The organism is Suilimivivens sp., from assembly GCF_037359455.1.
In the GTDB taxonomy this organism is placed as follows: Bacteria; Bacillota; Clostridia; order Lachnospirales; family Lachnospiraceae; genus Suilimivivens; species Suilimivivens aceti.
Genome location: NZ_JAXXXI010000022.1, coordinates 1 through 22,721, shown reverse-complemented (window position 1 = coordinate 22,721; position 22,721 = coordinate 1). Strand labels below are relative to the sequence as shown.

21 protein-coding genes are annotated in these 22,721 nt (G+C 46.0%); 6 read left to right on the top strand and 15 right to left on the bottom strand.

Translation table 11 applies throughout. The annotated features are described in order from the left end of the window. Positions 1-23: 23 nt before the first annotated feature. Genes WJQ40_RS02910 through argC form a run of 3 tightly spaced genes read right to left on the bottom strand, consistent with a single transcriptional unit; the run spans position 24 to position 2,021 of the window. Entirely contained in the window at positions 24-467 is a 444-nt protein-coding gene (locus tag WJQ40_RS02910; protein WP_118798755.1) for a GNAT family N-acetyltransferase, read from the bottom strand. A gap of 7 nt (positions 468-474) precedes the next feature. Continuing rightward, entirely contained in the window at positions 475-1,038 is a 564-nt protein-coding gene (locus WJQ40_RS02905) for a prolyl-tRNA synthetase associated domain-containing protein (protein WP_118798754.1), read from the bottom strand. Between the two features lie 29 nt (positions 1,039-1,067). Then, positions 1,068-2,021, bottom strand: a complete 954-nt coding sequence (gene argC / locus WJQ40_RS02900; RefSeq protein WP_337537828.1) for an N-acetyl-gamma-glutamyl-phosphate reductase — start codon at positions 2,019-2,021, stop codon at positions 1,068-1,070. 266 nt (positions 2,022-2,287) lie between these two features. Between argC and WJQ40_RS02895 the strand changes: the two genes are divergently transcribed. Genes WJQ40_RS02895 through WJQ40_RS02885 form a run of 3 tightly spaced genes read left to right on the top strand, consistent with a single transcriptional unit; the run spans position 2,288 to position 4,564 of the window. Continuing rightward, positions 2,288-3,505, top strand: a complete 1,218-nt coding sequence (locus tag WJQ40_RS02895) for an argininosuccinate synthase (protein WP_118798730.1) — start codon at positions 2,288-2,290, stop codon at positions 3,503-3,505. Between the two features lie 19 nt (positions 3,506-3,524). Then, positions 3,525-3,818: a DUF1294 domain-containing protein gene (locus tag WJQ40_RS02890; RefSeq protein ID WP_262574554.1), complete on the top strand. Its 294-nt coding sequence runs from the start codon at positions 3,525-3,527 to the stop codon at positions 3,816-3,818. 26 nt (positions 3,819-3,844) lie between these two features. Continuing rightward, positions 3,845-4,564: a hypothetical protein gene (locus tag WJQ40_RS02885; RefSeq protein ID WP_337537827.1), complete on the top strand. Its 720-nt coding sequence runs from the start codon at positions 3,845-3,847 to the stop codon at positions 4,562-4,564. Here the strand turns inward: WJQ40_RS02885 and WJQ40_RS02880 are convergent. After that, positions 4,559-5,395, bottom strand: a complete 837-nt coding sequence (locus WJQ40_RS02880; RefSeq protein ID WP_337403499.1) for a DegV family protein — start codon at positions 5,393-5,395, stop codon at positions 4,559-4,561. The genes WJQ40_RS02885 and WJQ40_RS02880 overlap by 6 nt on opposite strands. 213 nt (positions 5,396-5,608) lie before the next feature. Here WJQ40_RS02880 and WJQ40_RS02875 point away from each other — a divergent pair, with 213 nt between their 5' ends. Genes WJQ40_RS02875 through WJQ40_RS02865 form a run of 3 tightly spaced genes read left to right on the top strand, consistent with a single transcriptional unit; the run spans position 5,609 to position 8,320 of the window. Beyond that, the gene (locus tag WJQ40_RS02875; RefSeq protein WP_118798727.1) at positions 5,609-6,763 is read left to right on the top strand and encodes an NADP-dependent malic enzyme; all 1,155 of its coding nucleotides are present in this window, start codon (positions 5,609-5,611) and stop codon (positions 6,761-6,763) included. A 2-nt stretch (positions 6,764-6,765) separates the two neighbouring features. Beyond that, positions 6,766-7,782: a TIGR01212 family radical SAM protein gene (locus tag WJQ40_RS02870; protein WP_337537826.1), complete on the top strand. Its 1,017-nt coding sequence runs from the start codon at positions 6,766-6,768 to the stop codon at positions 7,780-7,782. A 25-nt stretch (positions 7,783-7,807) separates the two neighbouring features. Further along, positions 7,808-8,320 carry a DUF4364 family protein gene (locus tag WJQ40_RS02865; RefSeq protein WP_118798725.1) on the top strand — a complete coding sequence of 171 codons (513 nt, stop codon included), beginning with the start codon at positions 7,808-7,810 and terminating at the stop codon, positions 8,318-8,320. Between the two features lie 53 nt (positions 8,321-8,373). Here the strand turns inward: WJQ40_RS02865 and WJQ40_RS02860 are convergent, their stop codons facing one another. From WJQ40_RS02860 to WJQ40_RS02810, 11 genes are all read right to left on the bottom strand, one after another. Then, positions 8,374-10,278, bottom strand: a complete 1,905-nt coding sequence (locus WJQ40_RS02860; RefSeq protein WP_262574546.1) for a DUF5722 domain-containing protein — start codon at positions 10,276-10,278, stop codon at positions 8,374-8,376. Beyond that, positions 10,275-11,636 (bottom strand): replication-associated recombination protein A, encoded by a 1,362-nt coding sequence (locus WJQ40_RS02855; protein WP_337537825.1) that lies wholly within the window; start codon positions 11,634-11,636, stop codon positions 10,275-10,277. The genes WJQ40_RS02860 and WJQ40_RS02855 overlap by 4 nt, the downstream gene beginning before the upstream one ends. 3 nt (positions 11,637-11,639) lie before the next feature. Next, complete coding sequence (locus WJQ40_RS02850) at positions 11,640-12,485, bottom strand: formate/nitrite transporter family protein (protein ID WP_262574545.1); 846 nt, start codon at positions 12,483-12,485, stop codon at positions 11,640-11,642. Positions 12,486-12,573: 88 nt separating this feature from the next. Continuing rightward, entirely contained in the window at positions 12,574-14,550 is a 1,977-nt protein-coding gene (locus WJQ40_RS02845; protein ID WP_337537824.1) for an RsiV family protein, read from the bottom strand. A gap of 86 nt (positions 14,551-14,636) precedes the next feature. Further along, positions 14,637-15,377 (bottom strand): polysaccharide deacetylase family protein, encoded by a 741-nt coding sequence (locus WJQ40_RS02840; RefSeq protein ID WP_337537823.1) that lies wholly within the window; start codon positions 15,375-15,377, stop codon positions 14,637-14,639. Between the two features lie 170 nt (positions 15,378-15,547). Then, positions 15,548-15,736 carry a hypothetical protein gene (locus WJQ40_RS02835; RefSeq protein WP_118798719.1) on the bottom strand — a complete coding sequence of 63 codons (189 nt, stop codon included), beginning with the start codon at positions 15,734-15,736 and terminating at the stop codon, positions 15,548-15,550. A gap of 100 nt (positions 15,737-15,836) precedes the next feature. Beyond that, positions 15,837-16,976 (bottom strand): serine hydrolase, encoded by a 1,140-nt coding sequence (locus WJQ40_RS02830; protein WP_337537822.1) that lies wholly within the window; start codon positions 16,974-16,976, stop codon positions 15,837-15,839. 120 nt (positions 16,977-17,096) lie between these two features. Beyond that, on the bottom strand, positions 17,097-17,276 hold the full coding sequence (locus WJQ40_RS02825; protein ID WP_337537821.1) for a DUF4250 domain-containing protein: 180 nt from the start codon (positions 17,274-17,276) through the stop codon (positions 17,097-17,099). 30 nt (positions 17,277-17,306) lie between these two features. After that, the gene (gene clpB, locus WJQ40_RS02820) at positions 17,307-19,898 is read right to left on the bottom strand and encodes an ATP-dependent chaperone ClpB (protein WP_337537820.1); all 2,592 of its coding nucleotides are present in this window, start codon (positions 19,896-19,898) and stop codon (positions 17,307-17,309) included. A gap of 162 nt (positions 19,899-20,060) precedes the next feature. Next, complete coding sequence (locus WJQ40_RS02815) at positions 20,061-20,972, bottom strand: hypothetical protein (RefSeq protein ID WP_337537819.1); 912 nt, start codon at positions 20,970-20,972, stop codon at positions 20,061-20,063. Positions 20,973-21,031: 59 nt separating this feature from the next. Beyond that, positions 21,032-22,330: an ATP-binding protein gene (locus tag WJQ40_RS02810; RefSeq protein ID WP_262574519.1), complete on the bottom strand. Its 1,299-nt coding sequence runs from the start codon at positions 22,328-22,330 to the stop codon at positions 21,032-21,034. Positions 22,331-22,721 lie beyond the last annotated feature (391 nt).

Below are 22,721 nucleotides of genomic sequence, written 5' to 3'. Positions count from 1 at the left end.
GTAAGAACTGCCTCCTTGCTTTCCTATTTATTGTAATTGATGATATTTTCCCTGTTCAGTACAAAATCATAATAATTCAGATCTTCCCGCTTTGTCCAGCCGATTTCCTTCCAGAAAGCATTGCCGATGTCATTCTCGGTAAATGCGATCAGGGAAACCTTGCTGATCTTCTCCTTCTCCAGCTCTTCCATACACCTGACGACCATACTCTTTCCAATGCCCCTCATACGACAGTCCTCACGGACACAGACATGATAAAGACATCCTCTTCTGCCATCATGCCCGCAGAGAATACTCCCTACGATCTCTCCGTTTTCCTCCGCCACTACGCTTGTAGCCGGATTTCTCTTTAAAAAACGTTCCACACCTTCCCGGGAATCATCTATGCTCCGGATGGCAAAGCCTTTAATCGTCATCCACAGATCATGGACACCCTGGTAATCTTCTATGGTCATTGTCCGTACAATCATCTCTCTAATCCTCTCCTGTCAGATGAACCGTCCGGTATCCGTGTCCCGTATAGGGCAGGAACTTTTCTAGCACATCCCTTGTCTTAAGCTGCAGGCTTGCCGTATTCACGCAGGGGTGACACCCTAGATATTCTTCCTTCAGCACATCCTCATCGATCAGAAGATTGACCCTCTTATCCGTATCATTCATCAGTCCCATAATGCTTACTGCACCCGGATGGATGTTCAGGAATTTCACCATATATTCCTCTGAGGCAAATGAAAGCCTAGCACTGCCGATCTGCTTTGACAGCTCCTTTGTCTTAAACTTTTTCTCTCCCGGCATCATCAGAAGATAAAAGACTGTCTTCTGAGAGTTGCACAGGAACAGGTTCTTACACATATGAATATGTAACAGCTTATCAACATCCTGACAGGCTTCCATAGTTTCCATCGGCTCATGATCCAGTCTCTCATAAGGGATCTGCAGCTCCTTCAGCAGCCTGTATACTGCCATTTCCTTTTCTTCCCGTCCCTCCGGAGAAGGAATATCTTCATATAATGTAGCATCATGGATTCGTTCATTCATGGTCTTGTCATTTCCTTTCACATCATCCTCTACAGATGAAGTCCCTTCGACTCCTCACAGCCAAGTGCAATATTCAGGCACTGGATCGCTGCACCGGAAGCCCCTTTTCCAAGATTGTCAAACTGGGAAGAAAGCAGGACTCTGTCTTCATTTCCCGTTACATAGATCCGAAGGCTGTCTCTGCCGCTCATTGCATTGCCCGCAAGCATATTGGCGCTTGCTTCTTCCGCTCCAAAGGGCATCACCCTTACAAAACGGCTGCCTGCATAAAAATCTGCCAGATATTTCCACACCTCCTGCGGTGTTCTTCCCTTATTCATCAATTCTGTATATACAGGAACAGAAACCACCATGCCACTGTAATAATCTGCCACGATAGGAGAAAAGAGCGGTTCTCTCTTAAGCCCCGGGATCTTCTTCATTTCCTTCAGATGCTTATGTGCCTGGGAAAGGGCATATTCCCTTGGTGCAAGAAGTGCATCCTCTCTCTCTTCCGCCTCATAGGCTGCGATCATCTTTCTGCCGCCGCCGCTGTAACCGGAAATTCCAAAGGCACTGACCGGATAATCTGCACTGATCAGTCCTTCTGCCACCATGGGATATACCAGGGATATAAAGCCTGTGGCATAGCAGCCCGGAACTGCGATCCTGTTTCCGGCAGCGATCGCTTCCCTGTGCTCCTTTGACAGCTCCGGAAAGCCATAAGCCCAGCCTTCCATGGTTCTGTGTGCCGTAGAGGTATCAATGATCCTTACATGATCATTCTCTACCAGAGAAACGGATTCCTCTGCAGCAGCATCCGGCAGACACAGGAAAGTAATATCTGACGAATTGATCAGTCTCTTTCTTTCTTCCTTATCCTTACGCAGCTCTGATGAAATAGGAAGCAGCTCCACGTCCTCCCTCTCCGCAAACCTCTCATGGATCCGGAGTCCCGTCGTTCCCTCACTTCCGTCAATGAATATTTTCACTTTCCCACTCATTTCCTTATCCTCGTTTTCTTATTCAATAACAATAATAATACTCTTTCGCGCTTTAAATCTCAACAAAATAATTGGAAATAATCCCATCCTGTTTCCAACGCATAACTATACACCTTTTATGCATATTATTCAATAGTATTTTCGTTTTTATGCAGAATATTAAAAATATTCTTTTATTTATGCAAAATAAGTGTTGCATTTCCATTTGGAAAGGAGTATGATGTACCCAAACAAAAAAACTAACAAACATACCGGAGGCATACATTATGAAAGAAAAGGTAATCTTAGCGTATTCAGGCGGTCTTGACACTACAGCCATCATCCCCTGGTTAAAAGAGAATTTCAATTACGACGTTGTTTGCGTCTGCATCGACTGTGGTCAGGAAGAAGAGCTTGACGGACTTGAAGAAAGAGCAAAATCCTGCGGTGCTGAAAAATTATACATCCTCGATGTTATCGATGAATTTTGTGATGAATATATCGTTCCCTGTGTACAGGCTCATGCCGTATATGAGAACAAATATCTCCTTGGAACTTCCATGGCAAGACCTCTGATTGCCAAGAAGCTAGTGGAAATTGCACGTAAGGAGGGTGCTACCGCAATCTGCCACGGCGCTACCGGAAAGGGTAATGATCAGATCCGTTTTGAGCTTGGTATCAAGGCTCTGGCACCTGATCTTAAGATCATCGCTGCATGGAGAAATGAAAAGTGGACTATGGATTCCCGTGAATCCGAGATCGAGTACTGCAAGGCACATGGTATCAATCTTCCCTTCTCAGCAGATTCCAGCTATAGCCGTGACCGTAACATCTGGCATATCAGCCATGAGGGTCTTGAGCTTGAGGATCCTGCCAACGAACCCAACTACGATCACCTCCTTGTTCTTGGTGTTACTCCTGAGAAGGCTCCTGATGAGGGCGAATATGTATCACTCTCCTTTGAAAAGGGTGTCCCGGTAGCCATCAATGGTGAAAAGAAAAAGGTATCTGATATCATCCGTGACCTGAACAAACTTGGCGGCAAGCATGGTATCGGTATTGTAGATATCGTTGAAAACCGTGTTGTCGGCATGAAGTCAAGAGGTGTTTATGAAACTCCCGGCGGAACCATTCTTTATGAAGCACACCAGCAGCTTGAGGAGCTGATCCTTGACCGTGATGCTTACGCAGTCAAGAAGGACATGGGAAACAAATTTGCACAGATCGTATACGAAGGAAAATGGTTCTCTCCTTTACGTGAAGCTGTACAGGCATTCGTGGAATCCACCCAGAAGTATGTAACCGGTGAAGTGAAATTCAAGCTTTACAAGGGCAATATCATCAAAGCCGGTACCACTTCTCCTTACTCTCTGTACAATGAGAGCATCGCAAGCTTCACAACCGGTGATCTGTATGACCATCACGATGCAGAAGGCTTCATCAATCTGTTTGGACTTTCTACCAAGGTTCGTGCTATGAAAATGCAGGAGCGCGGAGAACTGTAATCAAAGCAGGAGGTAAGGCATGGACGTTATTACTTTACTCCTCGAGTATCTTATTGCCGTGAATCTCATCGGCTTTGCGCTGATGGGCATCGATAAATACAAAGCGAAAAAAAGGGCCTTCCGGATTCCGGAAGCAACCCTTTTTATCGTTGCAATAATTGGCGGAAGCATAGGTTCCATTATTGGAATGTATGCTTTTCGTCATAAAACAAGACATTGGTATTTTGTGTATGGCATGCCTGCGATCCTGATCCTTCAGATCCTTCTGATCGCTCTCCTGCTCCATGCACCCTTTGAAATCTCTCTTCTTTAATGATAATGATAAGTGAGGAACCCCTGATGCACATTGCGATCTGTGATGATAATATTGCTGACAGAAAACAGCTGGAACGTCTCCTGAAGAGGGAATCGGATAAACGGAAGGCCAAAACCGGACTTTTATTTGCCGATTCCTTTGGTGACTGCCGCATTCTTTCCACCAACCATATGCAGTATGATCTTTTTTTTCTGGATATGACAGCGTCTGCACCCGATGGGCTTACCTTTGCCCTGCAGCTTGTCGAAAACGGAGTTACAGCTCCTATTGTGCTGTGCTCCTCGAAAATCAATTATAAGGAAAAAGCCTCTGCTCTGTCAGGGATACCGGATAGTATTCTGTATCTGGATAAGCCCATTATCACGGCAGAGCTTTCGGCAATCCTTGACAGGGCAGAAGAGCTTGGTGCCTGCCGTGTTCCGAAGATCGAGCTCCGCAGTGAACAGAAAACCTGGTATGTAGATGAGGATGATATTCTCTATGCGGTCCAGGAAGGACGCTATGTACATGTTTTTCTCCAAAACGGAAAAAAGGTTTCCGTTCTTTCTGAAATGTATAACTTTTATAATACTATTTCCGCCTTTGAACACTTCGTGTTCCTGAATGACCGGGGTCTTATCAATGTTGTCCACATGGATCATTACACCCCCCTTGCTGTCTTCATGAAGGACGGATACCGTCTTCCCTCCAATCCCTTCGTGATGAAGTATATTAAAAGTGCTCTACAGAATATCACCTTATAGCGTAACGATCACACCACCATCATTGGCATACATGCTGCTGACACCTCTGGTGTCCATGATCACCACATCCCCGCAGGAAATCTTCTGCAGGATCATGTCCTTTACTGCTTCTGCTCTTTCCGGGCAGTTACAGTGAGTGATCATCAGTGTCTTCTCTTCGGGATGTACTGCATCTGCTGCAACGGCTGCTGCCATCTTTGCCAGTCCCTTCTTGATCCCGATCGCCTGTCCAAGCTGGATGATAGCTCCCTTCTCCGATCCCATTACCGGCTTGATGCTTAAGGTGGATGCTACCAGTGCCTTGACTCCGGTCAGTCTTCCGTTTTTCCGTAAGGTTTCCAGATTATCAAGAACAAAATAAGTATGCATATGATCCCGGTACTCAGATACCCTTCTGCACACCTCTTCAAAGGACAGTCCCTCTTCACAGAGCTTCGCTGCAAGCAGTGCCTGATTTGTTTCTCCACAGCTTGCAGATTCTGAATCACAGATAAAGATATTCTTATGTCCATATTTTTCCAGATACAGCTTTTTTCCAAGCTCTGCGCTGTTGTAGCTTCCGCTCAATTTGGAGGAAAGGGTAAATACAAACACATTCTCTGCCTCAGTCCGGTAAGCCTCCATAAATCTCTCGGGTGACGGACAAAATGACTTCGGGCATTTCGACGAAGCTGCCACCTTTTTTAGGAAATCAATCTGATCAAAGTTCTCATCATCCATGATCACTTCCCCTTCTACCTCAAGGCCAAGGGGCACACGCTCAAAGCGGATATCATTCTGGTACTGAAAAGGCAGTTCACCGCAGCTGTCAATCACAATTTTATATTTCATCAGAACCTCCAAAACTATTTCATTTATTATTTAACATTTTATAACATAGTTTTCATTACTACTTATAATAGCATATTATATCTTACATGTAAAGGTTAATTCACGATATCACATTTTTCAGAAAGCACATTTTATTTTTCCTTCCCTTGCACCCCCGTCCGAAATAATATATGATAGAAATGATGTATAAAAATGAAAAGTGAGGTATTCGTCATGACAATAAATGAAAAAGCCCTGAAGCTTCATGAAGAATGGAATGGCAAGCTTGAGATCGTAGCCAAGTCCCCTGTCAAATCAAGAGAAGATCTTTCCCTTGCCTATACGCCCGGTGTTGCAGAGCCCTGTAAGGTGATTGCACAGGATAAGGAGGCTGCTTACAAATATACCATGAAAGCAAATACTGTCGCTGTTGTATCCGATGGCAGTGCCGTTCTCGGTCTTGGCAATATCGGTCCCTATGCCGCTATGCCGGTCATGGAGGGAAAAGCTGTTCTGTTCAAGGAATTTGGCGGTGTCAATGCAGTTCCAATCTGTCTTGATACCCAGGATACGGAGGAGATTATCAAGGCTGTGACCTATCTTGCTCCCGGCTTTGGCGGCATCAATCTGGAAGACATCAGTGCTCCCAGATGCTTTGAAATAGAAGAACGCTTAAAAGAAATCCTTGACATCCCTGTCTTCCATGATGACCAGCATGGTACAGCCATCGTTGTGCTCGCCGGCATCATCAATGCCCTGAAGGTAGTTGGCAAGAAAAAGGAAGACTGCCGTATCGTGGTAAATGGAGCCGGAAGTGCCGGTGTTGCCATTACCAGGCTTCTTCTGACATACGGATTTCCTCATATTACCATGTGTGACAAGGTTGGTATCGTCTCCAAAAAGACAGAGGGACTGAACTGGATGCAGCAGAAAATGGCTGAGCTTACCAATCTGGAGCAGCAGACCGGTACTCTTGCAGATGCCATGAAGGGTGCAGATATTTTTGTTGGCGTTTCCGCTCCCGGCATTGTGACTCCCGAAATGGTAGCCTCCATGAACAGGGATGCCATTCTCTTTGCCATGGCAAATCCGGTTCCCGAGATCATGCCAGATATTGCAAAGGCTGCCGGTGCAAAGGTCGTTGGTACCGGACGCAGTGACTTCCCCAATCAGGTCAACAATGTAGTAGCTTTCCCCGGAATCTTCAAGGGCGCCCTGGAAGGACGTGCTGCAAAGATCACCGAAGAAATGAAGCTTGCCGCTGCAAACGCTATCGCTTCCCTTGTTCCTGATGAAGAATTAAACGAAGACAACATCATGCCGGAAGCCTTTAATCCCAGAGTAGCAGAGGTTGTTGCAGAAGCTGTCAGATCCCATATTGAAAGATAACTATGTCAGTATCAGATTTTTCTGCAGAAAATAAGGTTTCTCTTCCGGAATACTGGCTGGACAAGCCCTACTATTCTCTGGATGCCTTTTTTAAGCAAAAGTTTTCACAGAAAATATATAAGATCTCTCTGAATGCCGGACTGACCTGTCCAAACAGGGACGGAACCTTAGGCAGAGGAGGCTGTATCTTCTGCAGCAGTGGAGGGAGCGGTGATTTTGCCGCTCCTCTTCTTGACAGATCTTCCATCCGTGAGAGTCTTGAGAAGGGAAAGTCTCTCTTCCACCACAAGCAGACCGGCTCCCGGTTTATGGCTTATTTTCAGGCCTTTACCAATACCTATGGTCCTGTTTCCTACCTGGAACAGATCTACCGAGGTGCCCTTGAGCTTGAAGAGATCATCGGCATTTCCATTGCCACAAGACCTGACTGCCTGCCGGATGAGGTGCTATCCCTGCTTAGCCGGCTGAAGGATGAATATCCCGACAAGCTGATCTGGATCGAGCTTGGCCTTCAGACCATCCACGAAAAGACGGCACGCTTTATCCGAAGGGGCTATGAGCTGCCCTGCTTTGAAAAGGCCGTTCACAGTCTGGCTACCCTTGATATACCGGTCATAGTTCATCTGATCCTCGGTCTTCCTGGTGAAACAGATGAGGATATGTACGCTTCCGTTTCTTACCTGAATACCCTGCCAGTATCCGGAGTCAAGCTGCAGCTTCTTCATATCCTGAAAGGCACAGATCTTGCTGACCTGTATGAAAGGGATCCTGCTTCCATCTGTCTTTTTCCAGACCGTGATGATTACCTGGCTGTACTGATCAGGTGCCTTATGCTTCTTTCTCCGGATATTGTAGTACACCGTGTCACCGGAGACGGCAGCCGCTCCCTCCTGACCGCACCACTCTGGAGCCTTGATAAAAGAGGAGTATTAAATGCCCTGCACAAACAGATGAGAGAACAGAATGCCTTTCAGGGTGCCCTGTTTCCGGGCAGCAGTTCCAATGAATCTATTTTTTAGCTTATTTTGAAACGGAGTTTTTATTATGTCAGATCCCTTAACTTTATATAAACTGATCGTACTTTATATGCTGAACAGGGTCAGCTTCCCTCTGACTGCTGCCCAGATCAGCGATTTTATCCTGACAAGGGAATATACCAACTTTCTTACCCTGCAGCAGGTCATCCGGGAGCTTACAGATACCGGCCTCGTAGATGCCAGAACGGTCCGGAACAGAACCCAGCTTCTGCTGACAAAGGATGGAAAGCAGACCCTGGATTTCTTTTCCCAACAGATCAGTGCTTCTATCCGACAGGAAATTGATGAATATCTGAAAGAAAATGAAATGGAGCTTCGTAATGAGGTTTCTATACTTGCCGACTACTACAAGTCAACCTCCGGCGAATACGAAGCCCATTTAAAGGCCAAGGAAGGAAATGTCACGCTTGTCGACCTGATCATTTCCGTCCCTGTAGAAGAAACAGCTGCTGCCATCTGTGACAACTGGCAGAAAAAAAACCAGGAAATCTATCAGTACCTGATAGAGCAGCTGTTCTGAATGTAACGCCTATGCAAAGAACCGCAGGTGCATCACTGCTCCTGCGGTTCTTTTTATCTCATGATCTCACTCCAGCTGGATATACCAATGATCGACTTGGCGAAATCCGTATACTGGGCATGATTTGGTGTATCTATATATTTATATACATTGTAGGACTGCTTTGGACTTCCGTTTGCATGGTTTAACCCAAAGGCAAGTCCCTGTGCCACTTCTTCTGAAGCATCGGTCTCACGGTTTAAGAGGAAACCATCAATATGAGGGTTATTCTCTACCCGGTAATACGCATAGGCGATCGCAGCTGCCTGCAGTGCCTCCCCTGCTGTGGAGGTGTAGCCCTGTTCACTCAGGATAATGCTTCTGACCTCTCCGTCATCTGTCCGGTAGGCATCCTGTGCCATATAATTGGTCAGCACCTCGATATTGGCCATTGTGATCATGGACGTATCAGCACTGTGGGTGACCAGCTTATTTGACTTCCAGATCCTTGCCTCTGTCAGAGGTACATTGTAAGGGTGCTGGGAAAGACCCCAGTCAATATTTCCCGTAGATTTGATATTTCTGTTAAACTCATCCACAATATCACGGCCATCATAATTCGTATTGTTCTTCAGATTCCTGTCCCACTGCTGATCGATCGGCATGTATACTCTGGCACTGCTGCTGACACTCTTGATCGCAGTATAGAAAACCCGGAAAGCCTTGGCATATTCCTCCACATATTCTGAGGTGCCCACACGCTCCATATAATTCCATTCTTTTCTGGCATTAATCTCATTAGCAATGACCCAGTTGGAGATCCGCCCGTGGCTGTTACCGGAATACCTCTCCGCCAGGAAGGTACCGATCGCCGCCATATAGTCCACTCCGGATTCCTCTGCTCCGTTGAACATATAATAGGGAGCTGCCCCATAGCTTCTGGACTTCGGATGAATGAGCTGTGGATAGGAGCCGGAATAATTATTCAGGATAATTGCTGTCGTAGAGATCCCCTTGGCTGTCAGTGTACTGAATACAAGATCATACTCTGCGATCACCTGCCCGTTCAGTGTGTAGGTTTTTCCGTTATAGGTATACTGGATCGTCGGGTAGGCACTGTGGGTACTCGGACCGAGCAGTCTTGCTACCGGAATATTATAGGCAGCCTGCTTGATCCCAAGATCATCCAGTTCGTTTCCTCTGAGCTTGTTGGGATCCACAAGAAGTCCCTTTTTCGTTGCAGGCACCTGATAAACAGAGCCATATTTAGCGATCGCTTCCGGATTGGTGATATACCTTGGTCCTGTCACTGCCAGATACTTTCCATCCTTCTTCACCGCTACAACAAATTTCTTGTAAAGCTTACTGGTGGAATAATTGTAATTTAATGGTGTAGAGAATTCTGCCCCTTCATCCTTATAAAGCCTGGAAAGATATTCGGCATCATCCGGGATCGTATTATCATAAGTATTGAGAGCAAACAGATAATAATACTTATCATCACTGGCAGGTATTCCCTCTCCCTTGACCTTCACATTGACCTTGCCTGCAGAGCCATCGATCAGACAGGACTCCAGCGTTGCAAAATCTGCTGCATTCTCCTCCGTGATCTCTACTGTCTTAGGTCTTTTCTGATAGGATTCCTCCACAGCAGATTCTGCCGTCAGGATATGGTTGATGATGTTTGACCCGATTCCCTTCTGTGGTGCTTCTTCCTCCGGCTTTTCCTGTATCTGTATATCATTCCCCGGCACTTCTGTAATTTCTTTTCCGGCGTTTTCCCTGAACACAAGGAAATATAAAATAACACCTGCTATTAGTGCTGCTGGCATCAGAATTGCCAGGATCGTCAGGATCCTTCTTCTGAGCGATACCCTTCTTTTTCCTTTCCTTCGCACTTTTTTCTTTACGGCTGGTTTTTTCCCGGTCGTCTCACTCATATCTCCGTTCCTTTTTCCCTCTTCATGCTCTTTCTTCATCTTGGATCAGCCTGATCGGTCTTCTTATCCGGCTCTGCCGCTTCTCTTTTCAGACGGCTCATGTGTTCCTTAATCTTCACCTCATATCCGTTTCCTGACGGATGGTAAAATTCCTTACCGTTCAGTTCATAGGGAAGATACTGCTGTTTTACATAATTGTTCGGATAATCATGGGCATACAGATATCCGCTTCCGTGTCCCAGCTTCGCAGCGCTCTTATAATGGGCATCCTGCAGATGTGGAGGAATCGGAAGATTTCCTGACCTTTCTACTTCACTCATCGCTTCTCCTATGGCCGCCACACAGGCATTGCTCTTTGGTGCGCAGGCCACATACATGGCCGCCTCTGACAGTATGATCTGTGCTTCCGGCATCCCCACTCTTTCTACCGCAAGAGAAGCACTTACCGCAACCTGGATCGCCTGTGGATCTGCCATTCCCACATCCTCAGAAGCACAGATCATGATACGCCTTGCAATAAAGGTCACGCTCTCTCCTGCGTACAGCATCCTTGCCAGATAATACACCGCCGCATCCGGATCAGAGCCCCGCATACTTTTGATAAAAGCCGATACGGTGTCATAATGGTTGTCCCCGGATTTGTCATATCTGACTGCCCGCTTCTGGATACATTCCTGTGCTACCGGAAGCGTGATATGGATCTTTCCATCTGGTGCCCTCTCTGTCGTCATGATGCCAAGCTCCACCGCATTCAGTGCATGTCTGGCATCTCCCCCTGAAATATCCGCAAGAAAATTAAGGGCATCTTCATCGATCTCTGCATCATATGCCCCCATTCCTCTCTCTTTGTCATAAACGGCACGATGGATCAGCTCCTTGATATCTTCAGCAGAAAGTGGCTTCAGTTCAAAAATAATGGACCTTGAGATCAGCGCCCCGTTCACCTCAAAATAAGGATTCTCCGTCGTCGCCCCGATCAGGATCACTGTACCATCTTCCACAAAAGGAAGCAGATAATCCTGCTGGCTCTTGTTAAAGCGGTGGATCTCATCTATGAAAAGAATAGTCTTCTTTCCATACATGCCAAGGGTATCCTTCGCCGCCTTTATTACATCCTCCATGTCTTTCTTACCGGCTACCGTGGCATTGATCTGGGTAAATTCCGCACTGGTCGTTCCGGCGATAACCTTGGCAAGAGTCGTCTTGCCGGTTCCCGGCGGTCCGTAAAAAATAATGGAGCTGAGCTTGTCTGCCTTGATCGCCCGGTAAAGCAGCTTGTCCCTACCGATGATGTGCTGCTGTCCTACGACCTCGTCCAGTGTCCTTGGCCGCAGTCTTGCTGCCAGAGGAGCTTCCCTTTCCATACTCGTGCTCCTCATATATTCAAATAAATCCATTTCTTAATACTCCTCTGCCGCGTCGATCTCTTCCTGTTCCTGTTCAATCGGCTGTACATATCCCGGTGTATGACGTAAATACATAGCCCAGTAGCCACATCCCACAATACCTGCACCGCCTGCGATATTGCCCAGTGTTACCGGGAGCAGGTTTTTCAGCAGAAAGCTTGCAAGTGTCAGGGCATCCCCACTGACTCCATATTTCGGCATGGTCAGAAGCCCAGATACCCCAAAATAAATATCTGCGATACTGTGCTCAAACCCACAGAGTACAAACAGCATGACCGGCCAGAAGCTCATCAGGAGCTTGCCGGATACCTTCTTCGCTGCAAAAGCTCCCCACACCGCTACACAGACCAGGATATTGCAGAGAACACCTCTGGCAAAGGCTTCTGGAAAAGTCTGATTCACTCTCGTCAGTGCGGCTGCCACCATCTTTTCAGCAAGCCTGCCATCATAGAGTCCCGGGATTCCGGCATATACTACCATCACTGCCACAAAGGAAGCACCGATAAAATTGCCCACAAATACGAAGAACCAGTTCTTCAGCATTTCTGTCAGTTTAATCTTCTTTTCCAAAAGAGAGATAATGATCAGGTTATTTCCGGTAAACAGCTCACTTCCGGCGATCAGCACCATCGCCATACCGGCAGGGAATACACAGGCACTTAACAGCCTTGCCACAGAAGGATTCTCTATCGTTGCTGAGGCTGTCGTTGATGCGATCCCCGCAAAGCCGATATAAATACCGGCAAAAATACCAAGCACAAGCATCTTGAAGGCTGACAGTCTTACCTTGTGGAGTCCGATCTCCACAAAATTCTTTGCTATTTCCAAAGGCGAATGCATAACTTCATTCCTTTCTTCTTCAAATCTACAGGAAAAAAGCCTGCAGAATCCCTTCCGCAGGCCTTTCTACTTATTTTAGTATACAACATTACAGATTAATATTCAATGCCTCATAGGGGATCTCTATTCCAATATATCCGGATGCATAAGGTCCATATTCATAAGGCGAATACTCGATCACAATTCCATCTGTCCCATACCGCATCAGCATATCCAGCGATGCGTTATCGTAAAGGTCTGCATAGGCGGCATCCTCACTGTCCCAGCCGAAATAAGGATCCGGATTGTCCTTCCAGTTCTGTACACTGTACTGTGCCACAATATCCTTAAACTCCTCTACACTTCCCTGATACAGATCTGCCAGTGTCTTTTCCTCTCCTGTAGTCAGATCAAACAGATAATGGCTGCGATAGGGATAGCCATGGGCACCGCCAGTATATTCATAACCGCTGTAATCCACTGTCAGATAGTCTGCTCCAAGCACTTCCACCCGGCTCAGTTCATTATCATAAGATAAAGGATACATGCTCCGGGAATATCCATCCAGTTCGTCATTCCCGGTCAGATAAGAGAGCTCCTGTGCTGCTCCATCTTCCGCATACCGGATATCCCCTTCCCAGATCTCCTTCAGGGTCTCATTGATCCGTTCTGCCTGCTCATAGGAGGGATCCAGCTTAAAGCATTCCTGATAATACTCATAAACATCGATGTCATAGCTGTCACTAACCACTGTTTTTTTAATGCCTTCTACTGTTCCATATTGTCTGAAATCACGTTTCTCATCCCATACAGAAAGGTATGCTCCGGGATAAGACTTTCCCCCGGCCGGGGTTTTCCCGATTTCGTCTTCTGAAAGCACAGCCCAGCCAATGCTGTCCTCTTCCATGGCAGCAAAATAATACCTTCCCTGATAAACATCAAAACCACTGACTCCTGCCGTAATCGTATTCATCGGCGGTCCGGCAAGTCTTCCCGCCTCATACAGAAAAGTTTCTTCTCCTGTCTTAAGCTCATAGCTGTAGATCTGTTTCCTGTCGAATACTTCCCTTTCTTCCTGTTTTTCCTCACTCTGATAATAGTACAGCTTATCCTCTGTAAGCTTTAACGGTATTGCCCTTTTATCCTCTGACTTCTCATTCCAGGTAAAGAGTGTCTGCTCTTCCCCTGTTCTATTATCATGCAGGATCAGACTTCCATCATACAGATCATATCTGTCCTCTTCCGGGTAATCTGTGTAGCTATATACCGTATAATCACTGTTTACCTCATCCACATCATACGTATCGTGGAGCAGTGCAGATTCCCAGAGAAGATTTCCATCCGTATCATAGCTGATCAGACGGTTTCCCTCACTGTCAAAGGTGATCAGTTCACCGCATGATTTCAGTGACTCCAGTGCTCTTTTCCAGTTTGCATAAATGCTTCCTTCTGCAAAGCCCGGAAGCTCTGCAAGCTTCTGATACCTGTCTCCCTGCTGCCAGCCCTCTGACGTTTTCGTAAAATCGATGACCTTTGTTTCGGAGGAATTATTAAAATTCGCATAATCTTCCATCACGTACTCTACGATCAGGCTTCCGTCCACGTACTCCATCTGCAGTGCCCAGCTCATCGTGTCATCAATATCCAGGAGTACTGTTTCCTCTCCGTCCTCTACCGCACACAGCCTGCGTTCCAGCTCTCCGCTGTCTGTGCTTTCGGAATTCTGCTCCTGATAAACAGCCACAAACACTATTCCATCCCCATAGACTGCACTCTGCACATAATATCCTTCCCCGGCTTCGTATAAAAGGTCTGCTGTGCCATCCGGCTGCACACCTACGACCTTCTTCCTTCCTGCAAGGAGCAGCACATCCTCTGCCTGATCTTCCCTGCCGGTTTCGTCCTCTGCGCTCAGATCCTCATCTGCCTGTGCATCTGTCTGTCCTGCTTCCTGCTGATTCGCTTCGCCTTCTGCTCCTGCCGGTAAATCTGCGTCAGCTTTTCCTGTGCAGCCTGCAGATACAAATACTGCTGCCAGCAGGATCGCCAGAAACCAGCCCTGTTTTCTTTTCCATGTACACTTCATCTTTATTCCCCTCTGTTATGCGGTTTCTTTGGATTTCAGTGTAACATAGAGAGGCTAAGAACTCAATGATGATCTATGAAATCAGATCAGTCAAACAAAATTTCATCCACCGTTACAAATTCGTACCCCTCCTTCAATAACTGGTCCACTACCATGAGTGCAGCCTGCACGGTAGATTCATACTCATCATGCATGAGGATAATATCATTTTCTCCGGCTTTTGCCAGAATGCTTCTTGCGATACAGTCGGCATTGGATGAACACCAGTCCAGAGGATCCACAGTCCAGAGTACAGGGAACATATTCAGTTCTGTTTCAAAGGTTTTGTCCCATGCGCCATAAGGCGGCCTTACATATTCCGTCTCCTTTCCGGTAATATCATAAATCACCTGATTGGTTCTGATCAGTTCCTCCTTAAATGTATCCCTGTTGGAGGGGCGCAGCTGTACATGGCTGTAAGTGTGATTTCCAATCAGATGTCCTTCTTCGTCCATTCTTTCAATCAGCTCCGGATAGTTTTCTGCCTGTTCCCCGGTCACAAAAAAAGTAGCCTTCACCTTTCGCTCCAGAAGGCCATCCAGAAGCTGCTTCGTATATACCGGATGTGGACCGTCATCAAAGGTGATGGCTATTTTCTTATTTTCAGGCTCTTCCACCTGTTCTGCATCTGCCAGTGTTTCCTGGATTTCCTCTCCTTCACAGAAAACTGCTGAAAAATCTGTTTTTTCCTGCCTCTTTTCCTGTTCTCCGTGCCAGGCATTAAGCAAAACCAGAGCAAGCAATAATAAAAGAAGCATACAGGACAGGATTCTTTTCGTAAGGCTCATGAAGGAAATCTCCCTCTTTTGCTCTCTTATCCTATCTATATGCTTCTGCATTTCTATCCATGTCTTTTCAGGAAAATAAGCCGCAGGCGGTTCACTAAAAGTTTGCAATAATTTTTAGCAGGCATAAAAACACTATCTGTAGCAGATATCAAATGCTGGTCTCATATCCTCTACACACCGATCCCAAGTGTCCTGATCAGAGCATAAACTGCTGCGCACAATACCACAGTAAGCAGCAGCATGGCAAAGATCTGCCCTCTTTTATCTGCCTCCTTCTGACTTATCGCACGTCTTCTTTTCTTCTCTGTTTTCTTTGGTTCTTCTGCTACATCAATAAATTCAAGTTCTTCTTTTTGCATATCACATCACCTCTCACAGCTATAACGTGATTATAGCAAAAATTTCTTCAAAAAAACTGTAGCCATTCTTAAAGCTGTCTAAAGATTTTCTTAAGGCAGCTCAGGCTGTAAATTCACTGTACAATGCCACATGGTCATAAATACACCGCCATGCACTGGTAGAATCGGCAGTCACACAGATATAACCGTTTCCGTTCTGATCCTCTCCATAGCTGGCTGCACAGTTTCCGGACTGCACCACATACCCGGTCTTGCCACAGACGATCTCTGCCCCGGTTTCCTTATCCTCGATCCGGCGCAGAAACCAGTTGGATATGGTAATCCCATCCGGGTGCTCTGCCGTAGCAGATGTCGTATAAGTATGTGCTGACATAACCTCTCTGCAAAGTGGATTATCCATCGCCGCTTCCATGATCATCGCCATATCATAAACTGTGCAGCGATGTGCCTCATCATATAATCCGACACAGTTGGTAAAATGTGCCGTGTCAGAAAGGCCAAGCTTCTGCAGCTTTTCATTCATCAGCTCCACAAATGCCTCCTGACTCCCGGCCACATAGGTTGCCAGTGCCAGTGCAGCATCTGCGCCGGAGGGCAGGATCGTTCCATAGAAAAGATCCTGTACTGTCACCCTTTCATTCTCTGCGAAGCCCACACTGCTGCAGTCGTTACTGTAGCTGTAGTCTGTAATATCTATAGTGATCGTCACCTTATCGTCAAGATTCTTTTCCTCAATCTGCTCTGCTGCCACAAGTACCGTCAGGATCTTGGTCATGGATGCCGGATCAATGACCTGTCTGGCTGCCCGCTGTGCAAGGATCTCATTTTTCCTCAGATCGATAAAAATAGCATTGCTGCTGATGACCTCCTCGCTGACTGCTTTCATATCCGGCGATTCTGCTGCCTCATATATTTTATTTTCTTCAGGCTCTGCTGCCTGTACTTCTGCTGGCTCTTTCTGATCTGCTAAAGGTAAGGACTCCTCTGCTTCTGTTTCCGCCACTGCCTGAAGCTCTGCTGTTTCTGTCTGTACACCCTGCTGCTCTTTATTCTTATTTCTTTTTGAAATACCATTACCGATCAGAACAACCAGAACAGCTATAAAAACTACAGCTCCAATTGCACCAAAGCGGAAGTACTTCCGAAACAGTGCCTGCTGCTGCTTCTTACGCTTCATCTCTGCGAGCCGGCGCTGCCTTCTTTCTCTGGCTGCATCATATTCATCAAACTGCTCTTCCAATAATCAAACTCCTCTATATACACTGCTGCTTCCGCAGCCGCTTGTTTTCCTTCTGCTATGGCCGCTCTCGAAGCCGCTCGTTTTCCTTCTGCGCACACAAAGAACAGGATAGCCTTACGGCTATCCTGCAATAAACTGATTCTTCTCTCCATCGTAGGTATATCCTATCCCAGAAAGTGTCTTCTGTATCTGCCCCTTATCCTCATCCAGATCCTCACACAGAGCATCCAGACTTCCATAAAAATCACGGAGCTTCATATTTATAATACTCAAAAGCATATCTGCGTCCTGCGGTAACATCCTGTAACCTCCTGTCTGTTTCTGCAGTCCTTATGCTTTCTTCTCCACCCTGGCTGTAAGCTCTCCGTTCACTGCATCGATCAGGATCGTATCACCCTCATCCGTCTCATCAGCAAGGATCAGCTTGGCTGCCAGTGTTTCAACATATTTCTGTACATATCGCTTCAAGGGCCTTGCACCATAAACCGGATCATAGGCATTCTCCACGATCAGGTTCTCTGCTTCCGGAGTCAGCTTTACGGTAAGCTCCTTATCTGCAAGTCTCTTATTCAGGTCTGCAATGATAAGTTTAATTATGCCACCGATATTATCTCTGGTCAATGGTTTGAACAAAATCGTTTCGTCCAGACGGTTCAGGAATTCCGGTCTGAAGTGGGCACGCAGATCATTCATAACCTGCTTCTTTGCTTCTTCACTGATATTGCCCTTCTCATCAATTCCATCCAGCAGATAGGATGCTCCGATATTGGAGGTCATGATCAGGATCGTATTCTTAAAGTCTACGGTACGTCCCTGAGAATCCGTGATACGTCCATCATCCAGTACCTGCAGAAGTACATTAAATACATCCGGATGAGCCTTTTCGATCTCATCAAACAGGACAACGGAATACGGTTTCCTCCTGACGGCCTCTGTCAGCTGTCCGCCCTCTTCATAACCAACATATCCAGGAGGCGCTCCGATCAGTCTGGACACAGAATATTTCTCCATGTACTCGCTCATATCGATACGCACCATATTGTTCTCATCATCAAACAGGGCTGCTGCCAGAGCCTTGGCAAGCTCTGTCTTACCTACACCGGTAGGTCCGAGGAACAGGAAGGAACCGATCGGCTTTCTGGGATCCTTGATACCTGCCTTGGAACGGATGATCGCCTCTGTCACCTTCGTAACACCCTCATCCTGTCCGATCACTCTCTTATGCAGCTCCTCATCCAGATGCAGTGTCTTGTTTCGTTCACTCTCCGTCAGCTTGGCAACCGGGATACCTGTCCATCTGGAAATGATCCTTGCGATCTCCTCCTCGGATACGCTCTCATGAACCAGGGAAAGATCCTTATTCTTTACGTTTGCTTCCTCGATCTCAAGCTGCTTCTTCAGGCTTGGAAGGGTACTGTAGTTCAGTTCACTGGCCTTGGCAAAATCACCCTCCCGCTGAGCAATCTCTATCTGATTATTAACATTTTCAATCTCCTCACGGAGCTTTGACAGCTTCTCAACGGAAGCCTTTTCATTCTCCCACTGTGCCTTTCTGTTACTGAACTCTTCCTTCAGCTCAGCCAGCTCCTTCTGAAGATCCTCCAGTCTCTCCTGGCTGAGTCTGTCATCCTCCTTTTTCAGGGCGATCTCTTCAATTGAAAGCTGGTCGATCTTACGCTTCAGCTCATCCAGCTCTGTAGGCATGGAGTCCAGCTCCGTCTTGATCAGGGCACAGGCTTCATCCACCAGGTCAATCGCCTTATCCGGCAGGAACCTGTCAGAAATGTATCTGTGAGAAAGCACTGCTGCACTGACGAGGGCATTGTCCATGATCTTGACACCATGGTAGACCTCATATCTCTCTTTCAGTCCACGGAGAATGGAAATAGTATCCTCAACAGTAGGCTCCTCTACCATAACCGGCTGGAAACGACGCTCCAGTGCTGCATCCTTCTCAATATACTGACGATACTCGTCCAACGTGGTTGCCCCGATACAGTGCAGCTCACCTCTTGCCAGCATAGGCTTTAACATATTACCGGCATCCAGTGCACCATCTGTCTTGCCTGCACCAACAATGGTATGCAGCTCATCAATGAACAGAATGATCTGTCCCTCACTGTTCTTCACATCCTCAAGAACCGCTTTCAGACGCTCCTCAAATTCTCCTCTGTACTTGGCACCCGCTACCAGTGCTCCCATGTCCAGTGCAAAAATCTTCTTATCCTTCAGTCCCTGCGGTACATCACCTTTCACAATACGCTGTGCCAGACCTTCTACAACTGCTGTCTTACCTACACCAGGCTCACCGATCAGAACCGGGTTGTTCTTCGTCTTACGGGAAAGGATACGGATCACATTCCTGATCTCGTTATCCCTGCCAATAACCGGATCCAGCTTCTGGTCTCTGGCCTTCTCTACCAGATCCTGTCCGTATTTAGTAAGTGTATCATAGGTTGCCTCCGGATTGTCGCTGGTCACTCTCTGATTGCCTCTTACTGTAGACAATGCCTGTAAAAACCGCTCTCTGGTGATGCCAAACTCACGGAACAGCTCCTTCATGGAAGGACTCGGATACTTGATCATGGCGAGCATCAGATGTTCCACAGAGACATACTCATCTCCAAACACCTTCATCTCATCCTCAGCAGAGATCAGTACCTTGTTCAGATACTGCCCCACATAGGGCTGTCCTCCCTGAACCTTGGTTCTCTTACTGATCATCTCTTCGACTTTGTTCACAAAGTACTGCTGGTTGATCTCCATCTTCTCGATCATTTTTAAAATCAGGCTGTCCTCCATAGTCAGCAGACTATAAAGAAGATGCTCCTGCTCTATTTCCTGATTGCCATAATCGCTGGCAATTTTCTCACATCCCTGCACGGCTTCCATAGATTTCTGGGTAAATTTATTGATGTTCATAAGCACACCTCCTACTCATGTTCTATTGATACTATAACACCAGTTGTTAGCACTGTCAAGAAGTGAGTGCTAATTATTTGTGAAACTTCTGTGAAATTTATGAGTCACACATATTTCCTGGAAAAGCTTTTCCTCCGCCCCCACCTGACAGGAAGATCTCTTTTAAAACAGATCCAGCATATTATCAAGATAGATTTCTTCCCTGACACGAAGCTGATACTCCGGCTTCGTCATATAATAAAGAAGAAACTCCAGTATCAGTGCACTGCCAAGTCCCCGGCCTTCAATCTTGAAGTTGGAAAATCCCATAGGCAGATACACGTTCCTTATGTCGTCAATACCGATAAATCCCGGATTTTCCATTGCTTTTGAAAAGCGATAGCCCTCCCTGATATCCGGTGCCTTGCAGGAAAAATCAGGACAGACTTCCCCAAGATTCTTTCTACTGACTGCTTCGTAGCAGCGTTTTCTGTCTTTACACCCAAAGAAACAGCACTCATTACACAGAAATTCTACCTTGTCCCTTTGCTCCTCTGTCAGTGTCTGCAGTCTGTCAAAAGCTTTATTTAACCGGAAATCCGGCACCACATACAGGAACTCTGATCTTTCCACTTCTTCTCTGAACTGTTGAAAATCTGTCAGTACTTTGGTCGTAGAGGAAACAAAATAGAGATTTGGATACTTTTCTTTTATGTAATCCAGCAGAAGATCAGAATAAATAATAACTCCATTCCTGATTTTGCTGCCCGCATCAAACAGTCTGCAGAGGTCATTGCATTTTTTATCTGAAAGATGTTTCTTAGTAAGCAGTGAATTGCTGAAAGTCAGTCTGGCAGAAATTCCATATTTCTCCATGAGAGAAAGAGCCTCCAAAGGGTCATGGCCTCCAAAGGATGTCCGTCCTCCGCCCCAGATACAGTCCGAGGGTGCCCCATAGACAGATCCAATTTCACACCAGTCATAAAAATATTCCCTGTGAGCATAAAACAGCGGCAAAAAGACACTGTAAAACTCATAAAATTCAAACAACCCGGGAAGATGATAATATGCTGTCTCTTTTTTCACGCTCTCCATGTCCTATCTGTACTCCAGTATTTCTTCCAGCTTCTTTCTTGAAGTAGCCCCACAGAATATTAAAACGCAGTAATCTGGTCTATCGCGTACAATGGCAGATTGACGAGCCATTCTTCTTTTTTATAATCTGCCATAGATGTACGAACAGATATTTCAGGTGAAAATTTTTCCTGATAACTCTTCAAACTCTTCGCTCTGAGATTTACCTCTGCTTTTACTTCAACTGGGACAATCTTTCCTCCTGTGTCAACCACAAAGTCAATCTCGCAGGAGCCTCTGTCATTGGTGTAATAATAAATATCCAAATCCTCAATATTTTTTAACTGCTGGCAAACATATTGCTCTGTCAGTGCGCCTTTAAATTCTACAAAAAGATCATTTCCATCAAGCAGCGTATGCTGACGCAGTCCGGCCATACAGCCAAGAAGTCCAACATCCACTACAAACAGTTTAAATGCCTTCAGGTCCTCATAAGCCCGCAAAGGAATACCTGCCGTATTGACACGGCTGATTTTATGAACAAGTCCACAATCACTGAGCCACATAATTGCCGCCTCATAATCCTTCGCGCGAGCCCCTTCCCTGACAAGGCCATAAATAAACTTCTTATTTTCCTTCGCCAACTGAGAAGGAATACTGTTCCATATCATACGTAATCTCGGAACGATTTCATTAGGTGCATGCTTTGAGAAATCCTGTTCATAGGCCATAAGAATCCGCCTTTGAATTTCGCGAACCTCATTAAAATCTTTATTCTCTGCGAAGCTTTGCACAGCTTCAGGCATACCACCAACATAATAATAGTGTTTCAGTGCGTCAATATATGTCAGCTTAAAACTTGTGATCATTTGAAAATCCCGTTTGTCAATCAGTTCAGCAAATCTTTCCTGCCCATTTGCCATCAGAAACTCTCTGAAAGAAAGAGGATAAAGATTCATGAAATCTACCTTGCCAACTGGAAAAGATGTTCCCTGATGCAGAGCAATGCCAAGTAAGGAACCTGCACACACAATATGATACTGCGGCGCATTTTCATAAAAATATTTAAGTGAAGAAAGCGCCCTTGGAACTTCCTGTACTTCATCGAAGATCAATAAGGTATTGTCAGGATCAATTTTGTGTCCTGCATACAATTCCAATCCCATGATCAGACGCTCTGTATCCAGATCAGAAGCAAATAATTCTGCCATTCTGGAATTGGAATCAAAATTGATATATACAGTATCTGCATATGCCTGTTGTCCAAACTCCTTCATCAGCCAGGTCTTACCAACCTGACGTGCTCCTTCTATAATCATGGGCTTTCGATGTTTATTTTGTTTCCATTTTAACAGCTTTTCAATCGCAGTCCGGTACATACTTGCACCTCCCATAATAATCTTTGTTTTTCTCTTGTTAACTCGCTTTTTCTCACATTTTCATTTCTTCATAGAGATATTTTCTAAGTCTATGTCATTCCCCTTGGCCATGAATCATGGATATTCGGATGTTTAGGGTACACAAAACAAGACGTCGTCTTATTCTGTTATGATCGGCCTTTCTTCCCCCAACTCCTTACGGCAGCCTAACCTCCCATGTCATACAGGATCTCTTTTATTTCAGAGTCCTTAATTCCTTCGTTCTGCTTATCCATAAAGGGGCGTCATGATGCTCCATTGCTGAGTCTCTGCTCTGATGGTAAGAAATCTGACTTAGCTCTCTATGTTTATGAATTTCTTCTGTTCCTTTCAGCACCTTGCGGCGGACGTC